This is a genomic window from Pedobacter heparinus, from assembly GCF_032678725.1.
Classification (GTDB): Bacteria; Bacteroidota; Bacteroidia; order Sphingobacteriales; family Sphingobacteriaceae; genus Pedobacter; species Pedobacter heparinus_A.
On the sequence record NZ_JAVTSC010000010.1, the window covers coordinates 74,210 to 91,577 of the forward strand.

At 43.6% G+C, this 17,368-nt stretch carries 15 protein-coding genes; 2 read left to right on the forward strand and 13 right to left on the reverse strand.

The window, feature by feature from the left end; genetic code table 11:
• Nucleotides 1-8: 8 nt before the first annotated feature.
• The 10 genes from R2Q85_RS15570 to R2Q85_RS15615 all read right to left on the reverse strand — a co-directional run bounded on the left by R2Q85_RS15570 (nucleotide 9) and on the right by R2Q85_RS15615 (nucleotide 14,136).
• Nucleotides 9-1,610 carry a SusD/RagB family nutrient-binding outer membrane lipoprotein gene (locus tag R2Q85_RS15570; protein ID WP_316812724.1) on the reverse strand — a complete coding sequence of 534 codons (1,602 nt, stop codon included), beginning with the start codon at nucleotides 1,608-1,610 and terminating at the stop codon, nucleotides 9-11.
• A 29-nt stretch (nucleotides 1,611-1,639) separates the two neighbouring features.
• Nucleotides 1,640-5,023: a SusC/RagA family TonB-linked outer membrane protein gene (locus tag R2Q85_RS15575; protein ID WP_316812725.1), complete on the reverse strand. Its 3,384-nt coding sequence runs from the start codon at nucleotides 5,021-5,023 to the stop codon at nucleotides 1,640-1,642.
• Nucleotides 5,024-5,078: 55 nt separating this feature from the next.
• Complete coding sequence (locus tag R2Q85_RS15580; RefSeq protein WP_316812726.1) at nucleotides 5,079-6,551, reverse strand: RagB/SusD family nutrient uptake outer membrane protein; 1,473 nt, start codon at nucleotides 6,549-6,551, stop codon at nucleotides 5,079-5,081.
• 11 nt (nucleotides 6,552-6,562) lie between these two features.
• On the reverse strand, nucleotides 6,563-9,928 hold the full coding sequence (locus tag R2Q85_RS15585) for a TonB-dependent receptor (RefSeq protein WP_316812727.1): 3,366 nt from the start codon (nucleotides 9,926-9,928) through the stop codon (nucleotides 6,563-6,565).
• Between the two features lie 113 nt (nucleotides 9,929-10,041).
• Nucleotides 10,042-11,211, reverse strand: a complete 1,170-nt coding sequence (locus R2Q85_RS15590) for a FecR family protein (RefSeq protein WP_316812728.1) — start codon at nucleotides 11,209-11,211, stop codon at nucleotides 10,042-10,044.
• 81 nt (nucleotides 11,212-11,292) lie between these two features.
• Nucleotides 11,293-11,868: a sigma-70 family RNA polymerase sigma factor gene (locus R2Q85_RS15595; RefSeq protein ID WP_316812729.1), complete on the reverse strand. Its 576-nt coding sequence runs from the start codon at nucleotides 11,866-11,868 to the stop codon at nucleotides 11,293-11,295.
• Nucleotides 11,869-11,977: 109 nt separating this feature from the next.
• Nucleotides 11,978-12,820: a flagellar motor protein MotB gene (locus R2Q85_RS15600; protein WP_316812730.1), complete on the reverse strand. Its 843-nt coding sequence runs from the start codon at nucleotides 12,818-12,820 to the stop codon at nucleotides 11,978-11,980.
• 20 nt (nucleotides 12,821-12,840) lie between these two features.
• Nucleotides 12,841-13,503, reverse strand: coding sequence for a DUF2461 domain-containing protein (locus R2Q85_RS15605; RefSeq protein ID WP_316812731.1), 663 nt, complete (start codon nucleotides 13,501-13,503; stop codon nucleotides 12,841-12,843).
• Nucleotides 13,500-13,898: a DUF983 domain-containing protein gene (locus R2Q85_RS15610; protein WP_316812732.1), complete on the reverse strand. Its 399-nt coding sequence runs from the start codon at nucleotides 13,896-13,898 to the stop codon at nucleotides 13,500-13,502. The genes R2Q85_RS15605 and R2Q85_RS15610 overlap by 4 nt, the downstream gene beginning before the upstream one ends.
• The gene (locus R2Q85_RS15615) at nucleotides 13,882-14,136 is read right to left on the reverse strand and encodes a hypothetical protein (protein ID WP_316812733.1); all 255 of its coding nucleotides are present in this window, start codon (nucleotides 14,134-14,136) and stop codon (nucleotides 13,882-13,884) included. The genes R2Q85_RS15610 and R2Q85_RS15615 overlap by 17 nt, the downstream gene beginning before the upstream one ends.
• A gap of 210 nt (nucleotides 14,137-14,346) precedes the next feature.
• Here R2Q85_RS15615 and R2Q85_RS15620 point away from each other — a divergent pair, with 210 nt between their 5' ends.
• Nucleotides 14,347-15,114 (forward strand): helix-turn-helix transcriptional regulator, encoded by a 768-nt coding sequence (locus R2Q85_RS15620; protein WP_316812734.1) that lies wholly within the window; start codon nucleotides 14,347-14,349, stop codon nucleotides 15,112-15,114.
• A gap of 64 nt (nucleotides 15,115-15,178) precedes the next feature.
• Entirely contained in the window at nucleotides 15,179-15,622 is a 444-nt protein-coding gene (locus R2Q85_RS15625; protein ID WP_316812735.1) for a hypothetical protein, read from the forward strand.
• A 121-nt stretch (nucleotides 15,623-15,743) separates the two neighbouring features.
• On the opposite strand, the gene R2Q85_RS15630 is transcribed toward R2Q85_RS15625, so the two are convergent.
• Genes R2Q85_RS15630 through R2Q85_RS15640 form a run of 3 tightly spaced genes read right to left on the reverse strand, consistent with a single transcriptional unit; the run spans nucleotide 15,744 to nucleotide 17,359 of the window.
• Nucleotides 15,744-16,280, reverse strand: coding sequence for a DUF420 domain-containing protein (locus R2Q85_RS15630; protein ID WP_316812736.1), 537 nt, complete (start codon nucleotides 16,278-16,280; stop codon nucleotides 15,744-15,746).
• A gap of 12 nt (nucleotides 16,281-16,292) precedes the next feature.
• Entirely contained in the window at nucleotides 16,293-17,000 is a 708-nt protein-coding gene (locus R2Q85_RS15635) for an SCO family protein (protein ID WP_316812737.1), read from the reverse strand.
• A complete protein-coding gene (locus R2Q85_RS15640; protein WP_316812738.1) occupies nucleotides 17,000-17,359 on the reverse strand; it encodes a cytochrome C oxidase subunit IV family protein in 360 nt (119 codons plus the stop codon). Before R2Q85_RS15640 ends, R2Q85_RS15635 begins: the two co-directional genes overlap by 1 nt.
• Nucleotides 17,360-17,368 lie beyond the last annotated feature (9 nt).

Genomic DNA, 17,368 nt, shown 5'->3' on the forward strand with positions numbered 1-17,368 from the left:
ATTACGGTTTAGTTTACTGGCGTTGGATAGGTTGTTAAAGGCTTCTGATCCCACCATACCCTGGTTTTCATGTTATCTGCCCCACCGAGTAAGCCTAGTGCTGCCTGATAAGCATCTCTATTGGTCGTAACTTCTGAAGGTGCGTAAATTACCCTCCTGGCCAGATCTGTAGCAGACAGGTCAGGATTATCCGATCCGATGAGTGCATAGCCTCTCGGATATCCTGTACGCCGGCGTTCTGCCCATGCCTCATAACCGTCGGGGTAAATGGCCAGCCATTTTTGCGTAATGATCTGTTCCAGTTGAAACTCAAAACTCCCTGCAGTATTGTACAATACCGGAATATTGCTCATCGCCGGAGAATTCCATTTATCTGCCAGAGGTGCAGGTGTGGCAACGGTATTCTGATAAGCTGTGATCTGTATATTGGTGATACCCGTTACATTTTGTGTAAGTGACAGGCTGATACCTTCATTATAAAAACTCTGGGCTGTACCTGTACCCATGTTCCAATTCCGTAAAGCACCTTCTGCACGTAAAAATGCAACTTCCGCAGCCGTAAGTACCAGAGTCGGGTTTACCGTTCCAGGTCTTGGCGGATTTCCTATCCACTGTGGCCCTACAAATGACGTGGTAGGTGCTACAACCGCGCCCCTGTCAGCAGCAGCCAACCCATTGCGCAGCCCGGCATATTGTCCGCCGGTAGCGGCAGGAGAATAATAAATGCTTAAACGCGGATCATTATAGCCTTTTAACGCGCTTAGCATACTGCTGTTTGCACGAAAATCATTTACCAGATAAGTGATGCGCGAGAGAATATTGGTACTGTTAAGAGTGGATAATACCCCAGCATTTTCGGCGTTGGTTAAGATAACACCATCAACTATGGCTTTTTCCGCTTCTGTTTTTGCTTTGGCTGCGTCTGCGTAAGCCAGACGCATTGCCAGCCTTAACCTTAAAGAACTGGCAAATTTTAACCATTTTGCGGCACTGCCGGCATAAACCTGGTCATAAGTACCAAATGCATTGCCCGAAGGATTTTGTTTAAGTACTTCAACAGCTTCGTCCAGGGTTTTAAAAAAATCATAGTAAATGTCCTTCTGTGAATCGAAGGCCACACTGGTTTGCTGGTTACCAAACTGCGAATAGATCACCGGTCCAAAATAATCAGTCATGCGGTGATAAATCACTACACGCCAAACTTTTGCTATGGCATTGGCCAGTGTCATGTTATTGGCTTTGGTTACATTTTCGGTTGTAAACTGCATGAGCGCAGGTTTGGTGTAAAAATCTTTCCAGAAAAGATCTACCCAGGTACCATTAGGAACATAACGTTCTGTACTAAAGGTAGCCACATTAGTGGTAAAATACTGAGCAAACAGGTGGGCATGCAGGTTTTCCTGTACCTGAACAAAAGCAGCACCCAGGCCGTAGTATTGTGCATAACCAAAAGCCTGTCCAACTGTTCCAGAGTTGATTTCCTCTTCAGGCAGTTGATTTTCAGGCGTGTTCAATTCATCAAATTTATCTGTACAGCCAACAAACGCAGTAATAAAGAGCAGCAATGCACCAATCACCGTGGATTTATAATGTTTCAATATTTCTTTCATATGCTTAAATTTTAAGGATAACATTTGACTTAAAAGTTAATTCTCAGGTTTGCCCCGAAGGAACGGGTAGTGGGTGGAGCGAACGACTGGAAGCCTTCAGATATCGTTTCTATACCTTGGGTAAAATCAGGGTCTATATTTGAATCTTTTCTGTATAAAAAGAATAGGTTACGGCCTACCACAGAAATTTCTACTGCAGAAAACGGCAGGCGTTTAAATAAGGATTGCGGCAGCTTGTAACCAATGCTCATTTCCCTTAAACGGGTATTGGTAGCACTTCTGCTAAAAACCTCTCCCACGGGTGCTGTCCTCGAGCCCATGCCTTTCCACAAGGTCTCCGCATTTACGGGTATGTTATTGGGTGTGCCATCGCTCGCTTTTACTGCAGTAATGTCTGTAAAAATATTCTGTCCAAAGATCAATCCGCCTTGCCTACCCTGCAGGGTTTCCTCAACAAGTCCGTTTCCATACAAAATGGCATCGGTAAATGAAGCGACAACCCCACCCTGTTTATGTGAGATCACAAAATTGGCAGTCCAGTTTTTGTAAGACAAAGATGTGGATAGTCCACCTGTCCATTTAGGATTGATATTGCCCAGCAATACGGTCCTTCCTGCGGTAAACTGCGGCAGGCCATTTGCTGCGATCAGTACATTTCCCTGGGCATTGCGCATATAGCCCTTGCCATAGATCAGTCCGAAAGGTTTCCCTTCTTCTAAAACAAATTCACGCATATAGGAGTCGCTGCCAACTACCAGCCTCGGGATATCGTCTGACAGTTCCTTTACGATATTTTCATTTATCGCATAATTAAAATTCAGGTTCCAGGTAAAGTCACCGGATTTTACCGGGGTTGTGGTTAAGATCACTTCTATGCCTTTATTTTGTACATCACCCCCGTTGGTAAAAAAACTGGCCGCACCGGAGCCAACAGGTAAGGCCTGCGGAAACAACTGGTCGTTTGTATTGGTTTTATACAAAGTAAGGTCCAGACCAACCCGGCTGTTAAACATGCTCATCTCTAGTCCCAACTCTGTTGAAGTCGTTTTTTCAGGCCTCAACTTGGTATTTGGCAATACAGAATTCAACAGGATATACCCAAGCGGACCTCCGGCCATTCCTGTCCCGTAACGCTGCAACTGATAAGGCGGCGCCCCATTGCCTACCTGCGCCCATGATCCCCTTAACTTCAGGTAGGAAATAGCCTCTGGTAGTTTCAGCATTTCGGAAATGATGGCACTAACACCTGCCGACGGATAGAAATAAGACCTGTCGGCTGCTGGTAGCGTAGAGTTCCAGTCATTGCGCGCACTCAGGTCTAAAAAGAGCAGGTCTTTCCAGCCAAATTGTGCATTGGCATAAAGCGACTGTGTTTCAAATTTACTCAAAGTATTCACCGCGGTGGGCAAGCTGGTATTGCTCAGTGCGAACAGGTTGGGCACATTCAAACCGGCACCTGTCGAAGCAGTAACCGAACCGCTTTTGTTACTTCTGATCTCCCCACCAAAATTGGCCTGTACCGACCAGTTGGCATGAAGTTTTTTGGTATAACTGAGCAGAAAATCGCCAATGGTCTGTTGAGAATTTCCGGCACCTAAAGCATAGCGCCCCAAGGGATCTCGGTAGGTTCCGTAATATGATTTCTCCTCATTACCGGTAGTTTCACCATCATACGAACCCCGGAGCATCAGCTTAAGGTCATCTGTAAACAGGTAGGAAAGCGAGGCCAGTGCAATGACGCGATCAGATTTATTGTAGCGTAAATTACGGTACAGTGCCCAGTAGGGGTTGGCACTGGTAACCGAGCCTGGCGCCCAGTAGTCCTGTTTGGTTACACCCAGAGAAGGATCAACGTATTCAAAATCCTCTACATCTTCCTGCCGTATATTTGGGGGCATGGTATAAATCTGCCGGATGGGGTTGTAACTTGATTCTCCTTCATCCAATCTGTTGTCGATATTCTGTTTTGCGTAATCCAGTTTGCTGTCCAGGCTTAACCTTTTAGACAGCTGGTTTGTCATTCTTACCGTAATGTTATGCCGCTGCAAAGCATTATTTGGTATAATACCCGTAGCATCTGTATAGGTATAATTAAAAGCGGTCTGGGTTTTTTCGCCTGAAGTGGCGACAGAAAGATTGGTTGCCGAATTATGGCCGGTCTGAAAAATCCCTTCCCGCACATTTTTCTGCCCAAGAAACGGGTAAGTACTGCCTGCTTTCTGCGGATCCAAAGACCAGGTAGTCACCAAAGTACCATCAAGCGCCGGGCCCCAGGACTCTTCTGAAGAGCGGTTATATATGCCACCTGCTCCCTGCCCGTACTCATACTGAAAAGGGATAGACTGGATCGGTTCCTGGCCCATATAAGTTGTACTCAAGCTGATATCAGCAGATTTTTGACCCTGTCTGCCTTTTTTGGTTTCTATAATGATTACCCCGTTTTGTCCGGAACTGCCATACAGTGCCGCAGCATTCGCACCCTTAAGTACGTTAATGGCAGCAATATTATCCGGGTTCAGATCTGCCGGATTCCCCCGTACAGGTACCCCGTCTATTACGTACAGGGGTTGGCTATTGCCATTTATAGACCGGTTTCCCCTCAGTATCACCCGGGCCGCAGCACCTACGCCGCTCGATCCCGACCCGATGTTTAAACCTGCTACCTTGCCCTGCAGTGCATTCACCACATTCAGATCGCGGCTTTGTGTAAGTTCTTTGGTACTTACACTCTGTGTGCTGTAGGTCAGTGTTTTTTTCTGGCGGGTCAATCCAAGGGCGGTAACCACTACTTCCGTCAGCTCACCCGAGCTTTCCTCCATCTTCACATTAATGGTACTTTGATTGTTTACCGCAATTTCCTTTGTGGTAAACCCAACAAAAGAGAACACAAGCGTTCCATCTGCAGGCGCATTGATCTGATATTTACCGGAAGGATCAGTTGATACGCCTGCAGTACTTCCCTTTACCTTGATGCTCACCCCAGGTAAAGGACCGCCTGCTGCATCGGTAACCGTTCCCGATACCCTGATGTCGGCAACCACTACAGCCCCGCTTTTAAAAGGTTTGATAATCACGGTGTTCATCAGCACCTCATAAGTAAAGGGCTGGTCAGCAAAGCTTAATTTGAGGGCTTCTTCAATGTCAACCTCCCTGACATTGATGTTCACGTTCTTTGCGGCCTTTAAACTCTTCTGATTGTACACAAAGTTGTATCCGCTCTGCTGTCTGATGGCCTTCAATACCTGGGTAAGCGGCACATCTTTTTTAAACAAAGTGATTTTTTGCCCATAGCCCGCTGCATGTACATGCATAAACGCGGTCAGAAATAAAATCATTGTCAGTTTCATCACTAAAAGAAATTTACGGTATACGGGAGACCTTTCACCCGATAAGTGTATTAGATAAAATTTCATACATTTCAATAATTTGGGGTTAAAAATGAATAAAGTATTTGATCATGGTTTAGCATTAATAATCTTTGTTCTGCTGCAGCACCCCAGGATTATACACTTCTATCTGCCGCTGAGGTATTGGGAACAGCACATAATTCGGTTTGGTCTGCAGCGTAAATTTAAGTGCCGTCTGGGTTGCCGGGTTATAGCCGCGTTCCTCAAAAGCCAGCTCGGTAAGCAGCCTTCCGGTCCTTACCAGGTCAAACCATCTTTCATTTTCAAAAGCAAATTCCAGGCGGCGTTCCAGTAAAATTTTATCCGTAAAGGTCTCCGGAGTTGCAATATCTGCCTGCGTATAATTTTTTGAGACATTTCCGAAGGCACGCGCTCTGATCCTATTGAGCTCTATCAGGGCCAGGTCGGGATGGTTTAGCCCATACTGCACTTCTGCCATCAGTAAAACAACATCTGCATACCGCAAAACAGGCAGGTCTATTCCTGATGAGCCTACGGTATGCTTTACTTCATATTTACTCACATGGGGAAACCATATGGTAGGTGAATTTGCCGGTGTAGGTGTTTTGTAAAACTCTGTAATGGATGCAGCCTTCCTGGTGTCGCCGGTTTCATAAAGCTTATGCAAATCCCAGGATGGAAATACCGATTCCAGGCCTGCAGATGCAATATTTGCTTTTCCGGGAAATGGCAAAAATGCAGTGCTCAGGCCATGGCCATTTGTACCCTCTATATATTTAATGGCAAAAATGATCTCGGCATTGTCTTCATTTTCCAGTTTCCACAGGGAAGCAAAATCCGTTTGCAGCGTGTAACCATACCCGGGTACCATATCTAAATAAAGTTTGGCATTGGCCCAATCCTTTAAATAAACATAAACTTTCCCCAGCAAAGCCGCCGCTACACCATTACTCACTCTTCCTTTTGCCATATCGGCTTTTGGTGGTAATGCCGTCAACGCGTCTTTGAGATCGCTGATGATCAGCTCATAGATCTCTTCTTTTGTTGCCCTTGGTAATGATTTGGCTTCTTCAATAGTCAGCAGTTTGGTTACTTTTGGCACACCTCCAAACAACCTTACCATATCAAAATAGTAAAGTGCACGCATAAATTTGGCCTCTCCAGTAAACTGGTCTTTTTGCTTTGCCTTATAATCCGTAGGATTATCAATATTGGCCAGTACAGCATTGGCCCTGAATATACCGCCGTAACTGGCTTCCCAGAAATTGCCAAACAATGGGTTTGCCGATGTGATGGCCATGTTATCTACATCATCCGCACCTGCAGACAGGGTATAGGTTGTCCGGTAAAGGTTATCGGCAGGTAATTCCAACAGGATATAATCCGTTGGTTTTCTGGTCTGATAGCTGCTGTAAACCCCCAGTACAGCCAGATCAATGTCTTTGGCAGTCTTGTAATAATCTGTTGTAGTCAATGACGAATCCGGAGTAATTTCGGTAAGTTCTTTATTACAGGCAACGGTGCTTAAAGCAAGCCATACGATGCTCATTCCAATATATATGTTTCTTTTCATGATGTTGGCAATTAAAAGTTCACGTTCAAACCCAGCGTATAAATCCTGTTTATTGGCTCAGAACCACCATTATATCCCGGTCTGCTACCCAGGCCATTGATCTCGCCCATTGTATAGCCCTCGGGGTTATAGCCATGAAAGCCATCTTTTGTCAGCATAAACAGGTTGCTTACCGATGTATAGATCCGGCAGTTTTGCATGCGCAGTTTTTCAGCAATCTTTTTGGGGAGCGTATAGCCCAGGTTCAGGTTTCTTACCGCTAAAAAAGATGCATCTTCAATATAAATATCCGAATTGGCCTGCCAGGTCAGTTTACTTAAAGCAGCGCCAGGCATCCTGCCATCGCCGGGTTCAGCAGCCGACCACCATTGGGTTTCTACCAAAGAGCGGCGCATGGCACCGGCAAGTGCGCCCTGATAATATTCATTTTCAAAATTGTACATTTTGGCGCCGAACGAGGCCTGCATAACCACACTCAGGTCAAAATTATTCCATGAAAAATCGTTGACCATGCCCATAAACAGTTTAGGTTGAAAACTACCTAAAACAACCCGGTCGGAAGAGTTGATCACCCCGTCTTTAACCACATCTTCATATTTGGTGTTTCCTGGCAGGGAACCTGCTAAAACCGCAGAGTTTGCTACCTCACTGGCATCCTGTAATACTCCGATAGCTTTAAAACCGTAATAAGAGAACATCGGCTCACCTACCCGCAATATCCAGCTCATTCCAAAAGTATCGGTATTTATTCTTTCGTTTACCCCACCCAGGTTCACTACCTTATTCCGGTTCCTGGTCAGGTTAAAAGAAGTTTCCCATTTAAAAGCACCGGTTAAATTCTTGGTATTGAGTTCAAGTTCTATCCCCCTGTTGTTCACTTCTCCCGTATTCCTCAAAGAGGTAGTGAACCCGAGCGTAGCTGGCACAGATTCCAGGTATAATAAATCACTCGTGTTTTTATTATAGTAATCAACAACCAGGTTGATCCGGTTATTGAGCAGCCCCAGTTCCATGCCTACATCGTAACTTTTGTTCTCTTCCCATCTCAGGTCTTTATTACCAAAAGTAGTCTGTGCCTGTCCTTTGGCAAGCACACCATCAGGCGCATAATATACATCATTGATAACCCCTAAATAGGCAAAGTCGGGAATGTTGAAATTACCGGTTACCCCATAGCTGCTGCGCAGTTTTAAATTGCTGATCACTTTGTTGCCTTTAAGGAAGTCTTCCTCTGAAACACGCCAGGCAATCGAAGCTGAGGGAAAAAAGCCCCATTTGTTGTTCGGGGCAAATCTGGAACTGCCATCAGTACGGATAGAGGCTGCAAACAAATATTTCTCTTTAAAATCATAATTCAACCGGCCAAAATAAGATGCCAGCCCCCAGCTGCTTTTGAGTGTCCGGGTCAGGGTTGGGGAAATAACCGCATTGTTCAGCGTTTCTATGACATCGTTGCTGTAACTTCCCGCAACTATACCCATCGCCGTAGTGCGCGTGCTGGATTTCTGATAAGAAGCACCTAATATTCCACTTAAATGATGTGCATCATTGAAACTCGTGTTGTAACTCAGTACATTTTCGTTGATCAGGTTAAAGTTCCTGGCGTCTGCTGCCGATCCGCTTGCAGCATTTGCGGCATTGCCATACCGGGCCTGGTACACATCATTTGTCGTGTAGGTGATATTGCCCCCCACCGAAGACCTTAATTTTAGTCCCTTTAATATATCCAAACCCACATATATCTCACCCACATTGTTCATTGCATTGGTATAATTCTTGGTCGCATCTAATACCGCCATGGGATTTATCCCTCCGCTCACGACAACGCCCCAGTAATCCTTAGCTTTTGGATAAGTCCCATCGGGATTCTTTACCGCCACAAAGGGCGGATATTTTACCATGGCTTCAATACCCAGCCCCAGGTTCCTGCGTTTATTATAGTTCGGGCTCAGCATAAAGCCTGTAGTTATGGCATTGTTTATTTTCAGGTCCACGTTGGCACGAACGGCATAGCTGGTATATGATGTATTTTTAATCGTTCCCTGCTCGTCTTTAAATGTGCCCGACACGTAATACTTAACATTTTCCGTACCGCCGGAAACCGACAGGTTATAATTTTGTATAGGAGCAGTCTGCAATACCTCGTTCTGCCAGTTCACATTACCGATCTTGATCACGGGATTTACCTGGTATGCTGCCGGCCGGCGGGCATCATCCCATACCGGGATAGTAGGGTCACCTCCGGCCCATACATATTCCCTGTTCTGATACCGTACTACATAATCATAATATTCCTGACCACTTATCCAGTCATCATGCCCTCTTGCCTTCGCAAGCCCTGTATAAGCATTAAAATTTAGTTTTGGTTTCCCCGTCTTTCCTTTTTTGGTGGTAATGATAATTACCCCTCCGGATCCCCTTGACCCATAAATTGCAGCTGAAGAAGCATCTTTCAACACCTCCATCGACTCTACATCATTCATATTCACATTATCCAGGCTACCTCCCGGAAAACCATCGATCACAACTAAGGGATCGTTTCCGGCATCCAGCGAAGATGCTCCCCTGATGCGGATAATAGGTGCCTCTCCAGGCCTGCTCCGTGTGGTCGAGATATTGATGCCCGACATGCGTCCAACTATGGCTGTTTCGAAGCGTCCGGCCGGAATCTGGTCCAGGTTCTTGTTCTCTATTTTAGATACGGCCCCGGTAAGCGAGCTTTTTTTGACAGCACCATAACCTACAACTACCAGCTCGTCAAGTGATGTTGAGTCTTCCTGCAGCTTTATATTGATACTGGTACGGTTATTTATGGCAACCTCCTGCGTTACAAAACCTACAAAAGAAAATGTCAAAATGCCTTTTTCCGGAGCGCTGATCAGGTACCGTCCTGAGGGATCTGTAGACACACCGGTATTACTGCCCTTTAATTTCACGCTAACGCCCGGTAAGGGATTATTCTCTGTATCGGTAACCAGGCCGGAAACTTTGACATCAGCCGCTTCAGTATCACTCATTTTAAGCGGTTTGATAATTACGGTCTTCATCAGCACCTCATATGTAAAGGGCTGTTCAGCAAAGCTTAACCTCAGTGCTTCTTCAATGTTAACAGCTGTTACATTGATGCTCACATTCCTGGCGTTTTTTAAACTCTTCTGGTTGTAGACAAAATTATATCCGCTCTGCTGTCTTATGGCTTTCAGCACTTGGGTAAGTGGTACATCTTTTTTAAGCAAAGTGATTTTCTGAGCAATACCAGCTGCATGTACATGCATAAATGCGGCCAGGAATAAGATCATTGTAAGTTTCATCACTAAAAGAAATTTATGGTACACGGGCAAGCCTTCACCCGATAGGTGTAATAAGTTAAATTTCATACATTTGAATAGTTTGAGTTTGTAATTACTAATGCTTAGGTTAATGGGAACTCAATTCAGCAGGGGCGTTGCAACCGCCCCTGTTTTTTTCCCAGGTTTTTAGCGTATATTTTTCATTGCATAACGGTTATTCTCCTTCCTTCAATTTTAAAATGAACGGTTCCTGTTACTTCCAGTATTTTAAGCACCTGCGATACGTTTTCGAATTTCGACACCGAACCTCCGAATCTTTCATTGAGCTGATCATTTAAAAAAACGACTTCCACATTATACCAGCGCGATATCTTACGCATCACACTATGAATATCTTCATTGTCAAACAAAAAATATCCGTTTTTCCAGGACACGGCCTCTTCTGTATCCACTTTTACAACATCCATAATGCCCTTGCTGCCAGACAGACGGGCCTGCTGCCCGGGCTTAATGACGCGGCTTAAGTTACCGCCATAAACGATCTTTACAGCACCTTCCAGCAGTGTTGTTTTCACTTCATCCTCATCGCTATAAGCATTAACATTAAAATGGGTGCCCAAAACTTCTATCAACTGCTGATCTGTTGATACCCTGAAAGGACGCTTTTTATCCTTTGCGACTTCAAAATAAGCTTCACCCCTAACAGTTACGCGCCTTTCTGCACCAGAAAAAACTGTAGGGAACTCAATAGAAGACCCGGCATTCAGCCAAACCCGGCTATCGTCAGAAAGCACCAGCTGGTATTGTCCCCCTTGCGGAGTCCTGATCGTATTGTAAGTCAGTTTACCCTGCATATCTTTATCGTTATTTGCTTTAAAGCGATAAATGAGTTGTCCGTCTTTGCTTTTATCAATGATAACATTCCCCTGTGTGCCAATAACGCCATCGCCGCTATCATCAAGGTCCACTTCCGACCCATCGGCCAGCGTAAGCACCGCCCTGTTCCTGCCGGGTACCACATCCTCAATAGCAGGCTTGTTATTTTTTGTAATTTGTCTGGCCGGTTCTTTCATAAAAAAAAATAGGGCAATGGCGATCAGTGGCAACAGTGCTGCCGCAACGCGCCAGTTAAAAAGCCTCAACAGGATACTCTTTTTTTCCGGCAATCCTTCATAAGCAGCAATTTCGTTTAATGCCCTGCGATAGAGTTCCGTTTTTACCTCTTCCTTCAGGCCCATCTTGTGTTCATCCCAGGAAATATCACTTTGCTGCAAACTATCGTAATAGGCAGATAAAAGCTGCTCTTCTTCGGGACTGATCGCGCCCTCAAGAAACTTTTTCACTAAATGCTCAAATTCGGTTCTGTTCATGGTTATTATTGTAAGTACTAAATAATGGGCTGTACCCCCAAAAGAGAATTAAAATATTTTTACAACTGATGGAGGAAATTGTTACAGGCTGGCACCACAAATGGCCAGGACAAGCAACAGCACTTTATCCAGTGCAAACCTGATGCGCCTTAATGCAATTGTCAGCTGGTTTTCAACTGTTTTTGGAGTGATTCCCAGGCGCATGGCTACTTCTTTGGTAGAAAGATGGTCTTTTCTGCTCAGGTTAAATACATCCCGGCATTTTACAGGCAATTGTGCCACCGCATTGTCCAGCAGGTGCTGAAGATCTTTCATGATCAGCGGGCTATCGGTATCGTTTACAACAGAGAAAGCGTATGGAATCGCTACAACCTTCTTTTTCAGTGGCAGGGCCTTAAAGACCTGGTATTTTATACAGGTATAGAGGTATGCTTTTAAGGAATCGATTTTATTTACGGCCCTTCTGATCCACAACTGTACAATTACTTCCTGGACAATATCTTCCGAGACCTGCCGGTCCCTGATGACATTGTAAGCCTGTAAATATAATTTAGACCAGTAGCGCTCATATATTTCAGCCAGGGCCTGTTCATTACCTTCCTGTAATAAATCCAGCAATTGCCTGTCACTTAAATCAGCATACGTAGATCTGGTCATGTTGATTGGTTACGTACCCGAATATAAGAAAACAAATCAGATAAAACAAAAATGGGCCGGTGAAAAGCTTTAAAAACTTCACCGGCCCATCTGTAAGTCAATGGCAGTTTTACTGTTTGATTAAATCGTACAGTTCATCCAGTTTCGGAGAAAGTACAATTTCAATTCTTCTGTTTTTACTGCGGCTTTCGGCACTGGTATTTGGCCCAAGTGGCTGGTACTCTCCTTTGCCTGTAGCCGTCATTCTAACGGGTTGTACTTTACAGATCTCTGTCAGGAACCTCACCACTGAGGTAGACCTCAATACACTCAGGTCCCAGTTGTCTTTGATCTGCCCAAGATTGGTGATCTTCTGGGAATCGGTATGCCCCTCAACCGCAATATTTATTTCCGGCTGTTGTTTCAGTACATTGGCCAGCTGCGTTAAGGCCTGTTTGCCTTTTTCATCGATAATGATACTTCCCGAAGGGAACAGTAACTTATCGGTTAAAGAAACGTATACCTTACCGTTTTTAATCTCTACCGTTAAACCACTCTGGGTAAATCCAAGCAGGGCCTGCTGCAGCTTTTCTTTAAGCTTATTGGTTGCCTCATCTCTTTTACGCAAAATCTCTTCTACTTCTTTTAGCCTTTGTTCGCGCTTTTTCAGATCGGCAGACAACTTGTTGATCTCCGTAGAGCTGTTGCTGCGCAGCTTTGAATAGTTGTTGTCCATTTCTGAATACCTGCCTTTCATGTCATTCAATGCGCTGCTCAGTCCGGTAGTATCTTTTCTGAGCTTAGCAATCAGGCCCTCCAGGTTCTCGTTCATCAACTGCGATTCATTCCAGCCCTTGTTCAGGGAATCCTGTTTGGCCAGCAAAGACTTGTATTTTTTTGGAGAGAGGATCACGCAGGAACTGAAAGCACTGGCCAGCAATCCGGCAAATAAAAATAAAAGGATTTTCTTCATTTGTGTGTATATAGGTTATTTTACTGATCAACAGCTTTCCTCAAAAATAGGAGAAATGGATAAACACTTTCAAAAGCAGTTTTCAACTTATCAACGATTCCTGGTTTTAAAAAGTCTTCATCCTTTAAAGGGTAAATCGCGATAAAGCTCTTCAACCTTAAAAATTCGATCTGGGGATGATCTGTTTCATAGCCTTTAGGTGCATTTTTGAGCGTATCCTCTTTGCTTAAGTGGTAGATACTTTTAAAGCTTTTATCATTGATGATTTCCAGGAACTCGGTGGCATTGTAATCAATTTCTTCCCTGATCTTTTTCAGGACAGCAGCTTCGGGCATCCAGAACCCTGCCGCAAAAAAACATTCCCCAGGTTGTATGTGCAGGTAATAACCCGGACCATGTATATCATTGCCTTTAACGTTAAATGAAATCCCAAAATTATTTTTATAGGGATCTTTATTTTTGCTGAAACGCACATCCCTGTAAATGCGCAGTAAACATTTTTTAGCAGGGGTATCTATAGAAAACTGAGGGTCTGTAGCAGCCAGCCCCGGAATGATCTGCTCAACAAAAGCCAGCACATCAGCTTTGGCAACTTCATACCTTTCTTTGTTTTCAGCAAACCATTCCCTGTTGTTATTTTGGGCTACATCGGTTATAAAAGCAAATGTTTCAGACTTAATCATGGTTTATCGTAATAGGCGTTATACTTTATTTTTGGTGAAAGCCAATGTAATAAAATCACTCGTGAATAGCGATAATTTAAAGGCGCTAAAAGTAAACATCCTGTAAAAATTACCGTAAGATAAAGCCAAAGAGAATCAAACTCAAGGTTTCCGCCCGATAATACATAGGTAGCTACACCTAAGGTGATCATCTCTGCACAGTTCATGGCATAACTCACATACATAGCCGCATAAAAATAACCTGGTTCTATTTCAAACCGTTGTCCGCAATGCGGACAAACTGTATTGGTCCGCTGTACATTAAAGCCATATAAACTTCCGGTAAAGATATCGCCACGACGGCAATGCGGGCATTTGCCCTTAACTAGCGCATAAAGCTTAGTTGTTTTGGCCATAACTTACCGACTTTTTACGATATTTCACATACCATAATACCCCAATCCCGGTAATTAAAAGATAAGGGATCGATAAAAGATAGAGGATTCCGGAATTTAATCCTTTACCCTGGGTATTGCCGTTTTTAACGCTCTGTTCTGCGTTAACTGAACACATGGCACATTGTGCATTGGCTGTATTGCTTAGGGCTATGGCCGACAGCACTATAAAAATGAAGACAAATGCAATCCTTTTCATGGGGCAAAGATAAGGAAAGTTTAGCAGCTTTGGTAGGCAATGGTTATGGGCTGGTTCTGTCCCGCTTCTGAGAAAAGGTGCCTTTTGGGAACAAAGGCAGCATGATCTCCGGGGAAAGGGAGAAGATGAGTAATGGGTAAAGTTTACGGAGTCTTTGTATTCAATCCAAATTTATTAACTTAGGTTGGCTTCAATACCTAAAAAATTGCAATGAAAACGTACACACCAACTGTATTATTACGGCCATTCATCAAAGCTTACAAAATTATAGAGAGCGGGGATGAACGGATCAACAGGGTTGTACCAAATACGTCATTTGCGCTTGCGTTTCGTTATAGGGGGCAAATTTCGTACATCACTGAAACAGGCAAAACAGCTTTACCCGCCGCAACATTTTCGGGTTTGCGAAAATCTGTACGGCTGATCAGTTATGCAGCCCAAACAGCGGCTTTAATTGTACAGTTTGAAGAAACGGGCGTAACGGCATTTTTCAGGCAACCGCTTCATGCGTTATTTGAGGAAAGCATCTCATTAGACAACTTCTTCCCGCCATCAGAAATTTCAATTGTAGAAGAGGGCTTAACCGAAGCAACAACCGATCTGACAAAAATTGCCATTGTGGAGCAATTTTTATACTCAAAGCTGCGCCACAGCAAACCCGACAAGCTTGTATCAGAAGCTATAGCCAGAATTCATTCCAATCATGGAATAATTAAGATTAAGGACTTAGCCCAAAGTTTATGCATCAGCAATGATGCTTTTGAGAAACGGTTTAGAAAAGTGGTTGGCGCTACTCCCAAACAGTTTTCTTCCATAGTAAAAATCAAAACCATTATTGACCAAAACCCTGCACTATCCACCTTTACTGAGGTTGCACTTGAACATGGCTACTACGATCAGCCCCACTTCAATAAGGATTTTAAACTTTTTACAGGACAGACACCAACAGAATTTTTCAAATCGGGCCTGTATTGGTAAATCAATGATTTTTTACAATGACCGGATAACCAACAGATTGATATTTGTATCAAAAAGAAGATAAATGAAATCAGGTTTATTCGCAGCTTTTATTTGCCTCGCACTCATAGCCGGCAAAATTTATGCCCAGACAAATAGTAATCATCACCAGCAAAAAGATCAAATGAAACAGTACAGTTTATTGGTAAGAGTGCCCGACACTTACAGTACCGCACAGGCAAAATTAGTGGGCCCGCTATGGGAGAAATTGCTGGAACAATGGAAAGCGGAAGGCGTTTATGTATTGAGCTTCGCTTTTCCGGGAGAAAGCTACACGGTATCAGGAAAGGAGCAGCTGATCAAAAAAGAAACGGTTTTATCCGGCAACCTCAAAGTGGTCAGTAACCTGGTTCTTCAGGCAGAAAGTATAGAACAGGCTTTAGTGCTTGCAAAATCCTGCCCTATTCTTTTATACGGTGGGAAAGTAGAGGTACGGGAAATTCCGAAGCCGGTTAAGCCTATTGAATGATCCAGCTAGAAATTAAAAGTGTCAAAGAAGAGGACAATATAGTTAGTACCAGTGTGTATCTGGTGAAAATCGCAATTGTGTAACCTACTGATCAAACAATAAAAGCAACAATAACCAGGACCTAAAAAATATAGTAAGGAGAGATCATCAGGTAAACGACCACCCCCGTAACCGCTACATATAACCAAAGCGGAAAAGTAATCTTAGCGATCTTTTTATGCCTGTCAAAGCGTTCGGCCAAAGCCCTTACATAGGTAATCAGTACCAAAGGTATGATCGCAATGGACAGAAGGATATGTGTTAATAAAATGAAATAGTAAAGGTATTTGATGTTCCCTTCTCCACCAAATTTTGTAGAGGGAGTTGTCATGTGATAAGCAATGTACATCACCAGGAACAATAACGAACAGCCTATGGCAAGTTTCATTAAGTTTTCATGTAACTTTAATTTTCCGTTCTTAACCGCGATTACGGCTATAACCAGTAAAACAGCGGTAAAGCCATTTATTGTAGCATAAATAGGAGGTAAAAAAGGCAGCGGGGTTGCATTGGGGATTTTAACATAAAATAATACCGCCACAGCCAGCGGGATAACAACGGATAACAGGATGATCCATTTGTTATATTTCTGTTCAACTGAATTGTTATTTGTTGTCATATTTAATACGCACTATCTTCCATCTTCGTTATTTCTCAGTTCTTCGGTAATCAATACCTTAATTTCATCATCCAGTTTAGCCAAAGCTTCCTGGTTGCTGGCTTCATAATAACCCCTGATCCGGTGCTGATAATCCAGTAAAACAAACATATTGCTGTATACAAACTTCGGTTCACCCTTCAGTACCTCTTTATGGGCATCTATAAATAGTCCCTTATTGATCAGGTTGTAGAGGGTAGTGCTGTCTCCGGTTAACAAATCCCATTTACCGGGCTTTGCAGAAAGTGTTGCCGCATACTTGTGGAGTACTTCCGGGGTATCGTGTTTGGGGTCTATGCTTAAGCCCACAAAACTGAGCACCTTATTCTTGTGATAAGTAGTTGTAAATGCCTTCATGGCCTTATTTGCCAATTGAACACTGTAAGTGTCACCTTTGGTATAAAAAAAGTTTAAAACCACTATTTTCCCGCTATAAGTCTTTGTAGTCACTGTATCTCCCTGCTGGTTCAACAGTTTAAAATCCCCAATCTGGTGATAAATGGTATCTGGCACTTGTTTTCCCCGGACAGAATGGAAAGTTCCGGCTACTTTTTTAGGCCCAAAAACAGGCAATGGCTTGTAACGGTTCTTGCCTTTTTCCACTAGTAAATTATATAAAAATCCTGGTACCGCTAAAATGGTGACCAGGATTAATACTTTCTTTATGGAAGCGGCCTTCATTAAACCAACGGCATGTGTAGGTGTAAGTATCCGCCTTCAATTAGCATCAGTACAATAAAGTACAGGATAAAGATAAAAACTACCGATACACAAAGCTGTAGCCCGATTTTCTCGTATTTAAGGTGCATAAAATAGGCTACAATGTAAAATGCTTTAAACAAGGTTAAAATGATGTAAACATAATTGCCAATGTGCTGAGACATGTGCCCTCCCGGAATGGCCCAGAGCGCAATGATAAACTCAATTACAGTAATCGCAAGCAGGATACCAAACACCTGCCAGATTTTCTTTTTGCTTAAGCCTTCATGTGCCCCATGTGCATGCTCAGCATGCGCGTGATCTGTATGTAATTCTGACATAATATCTTA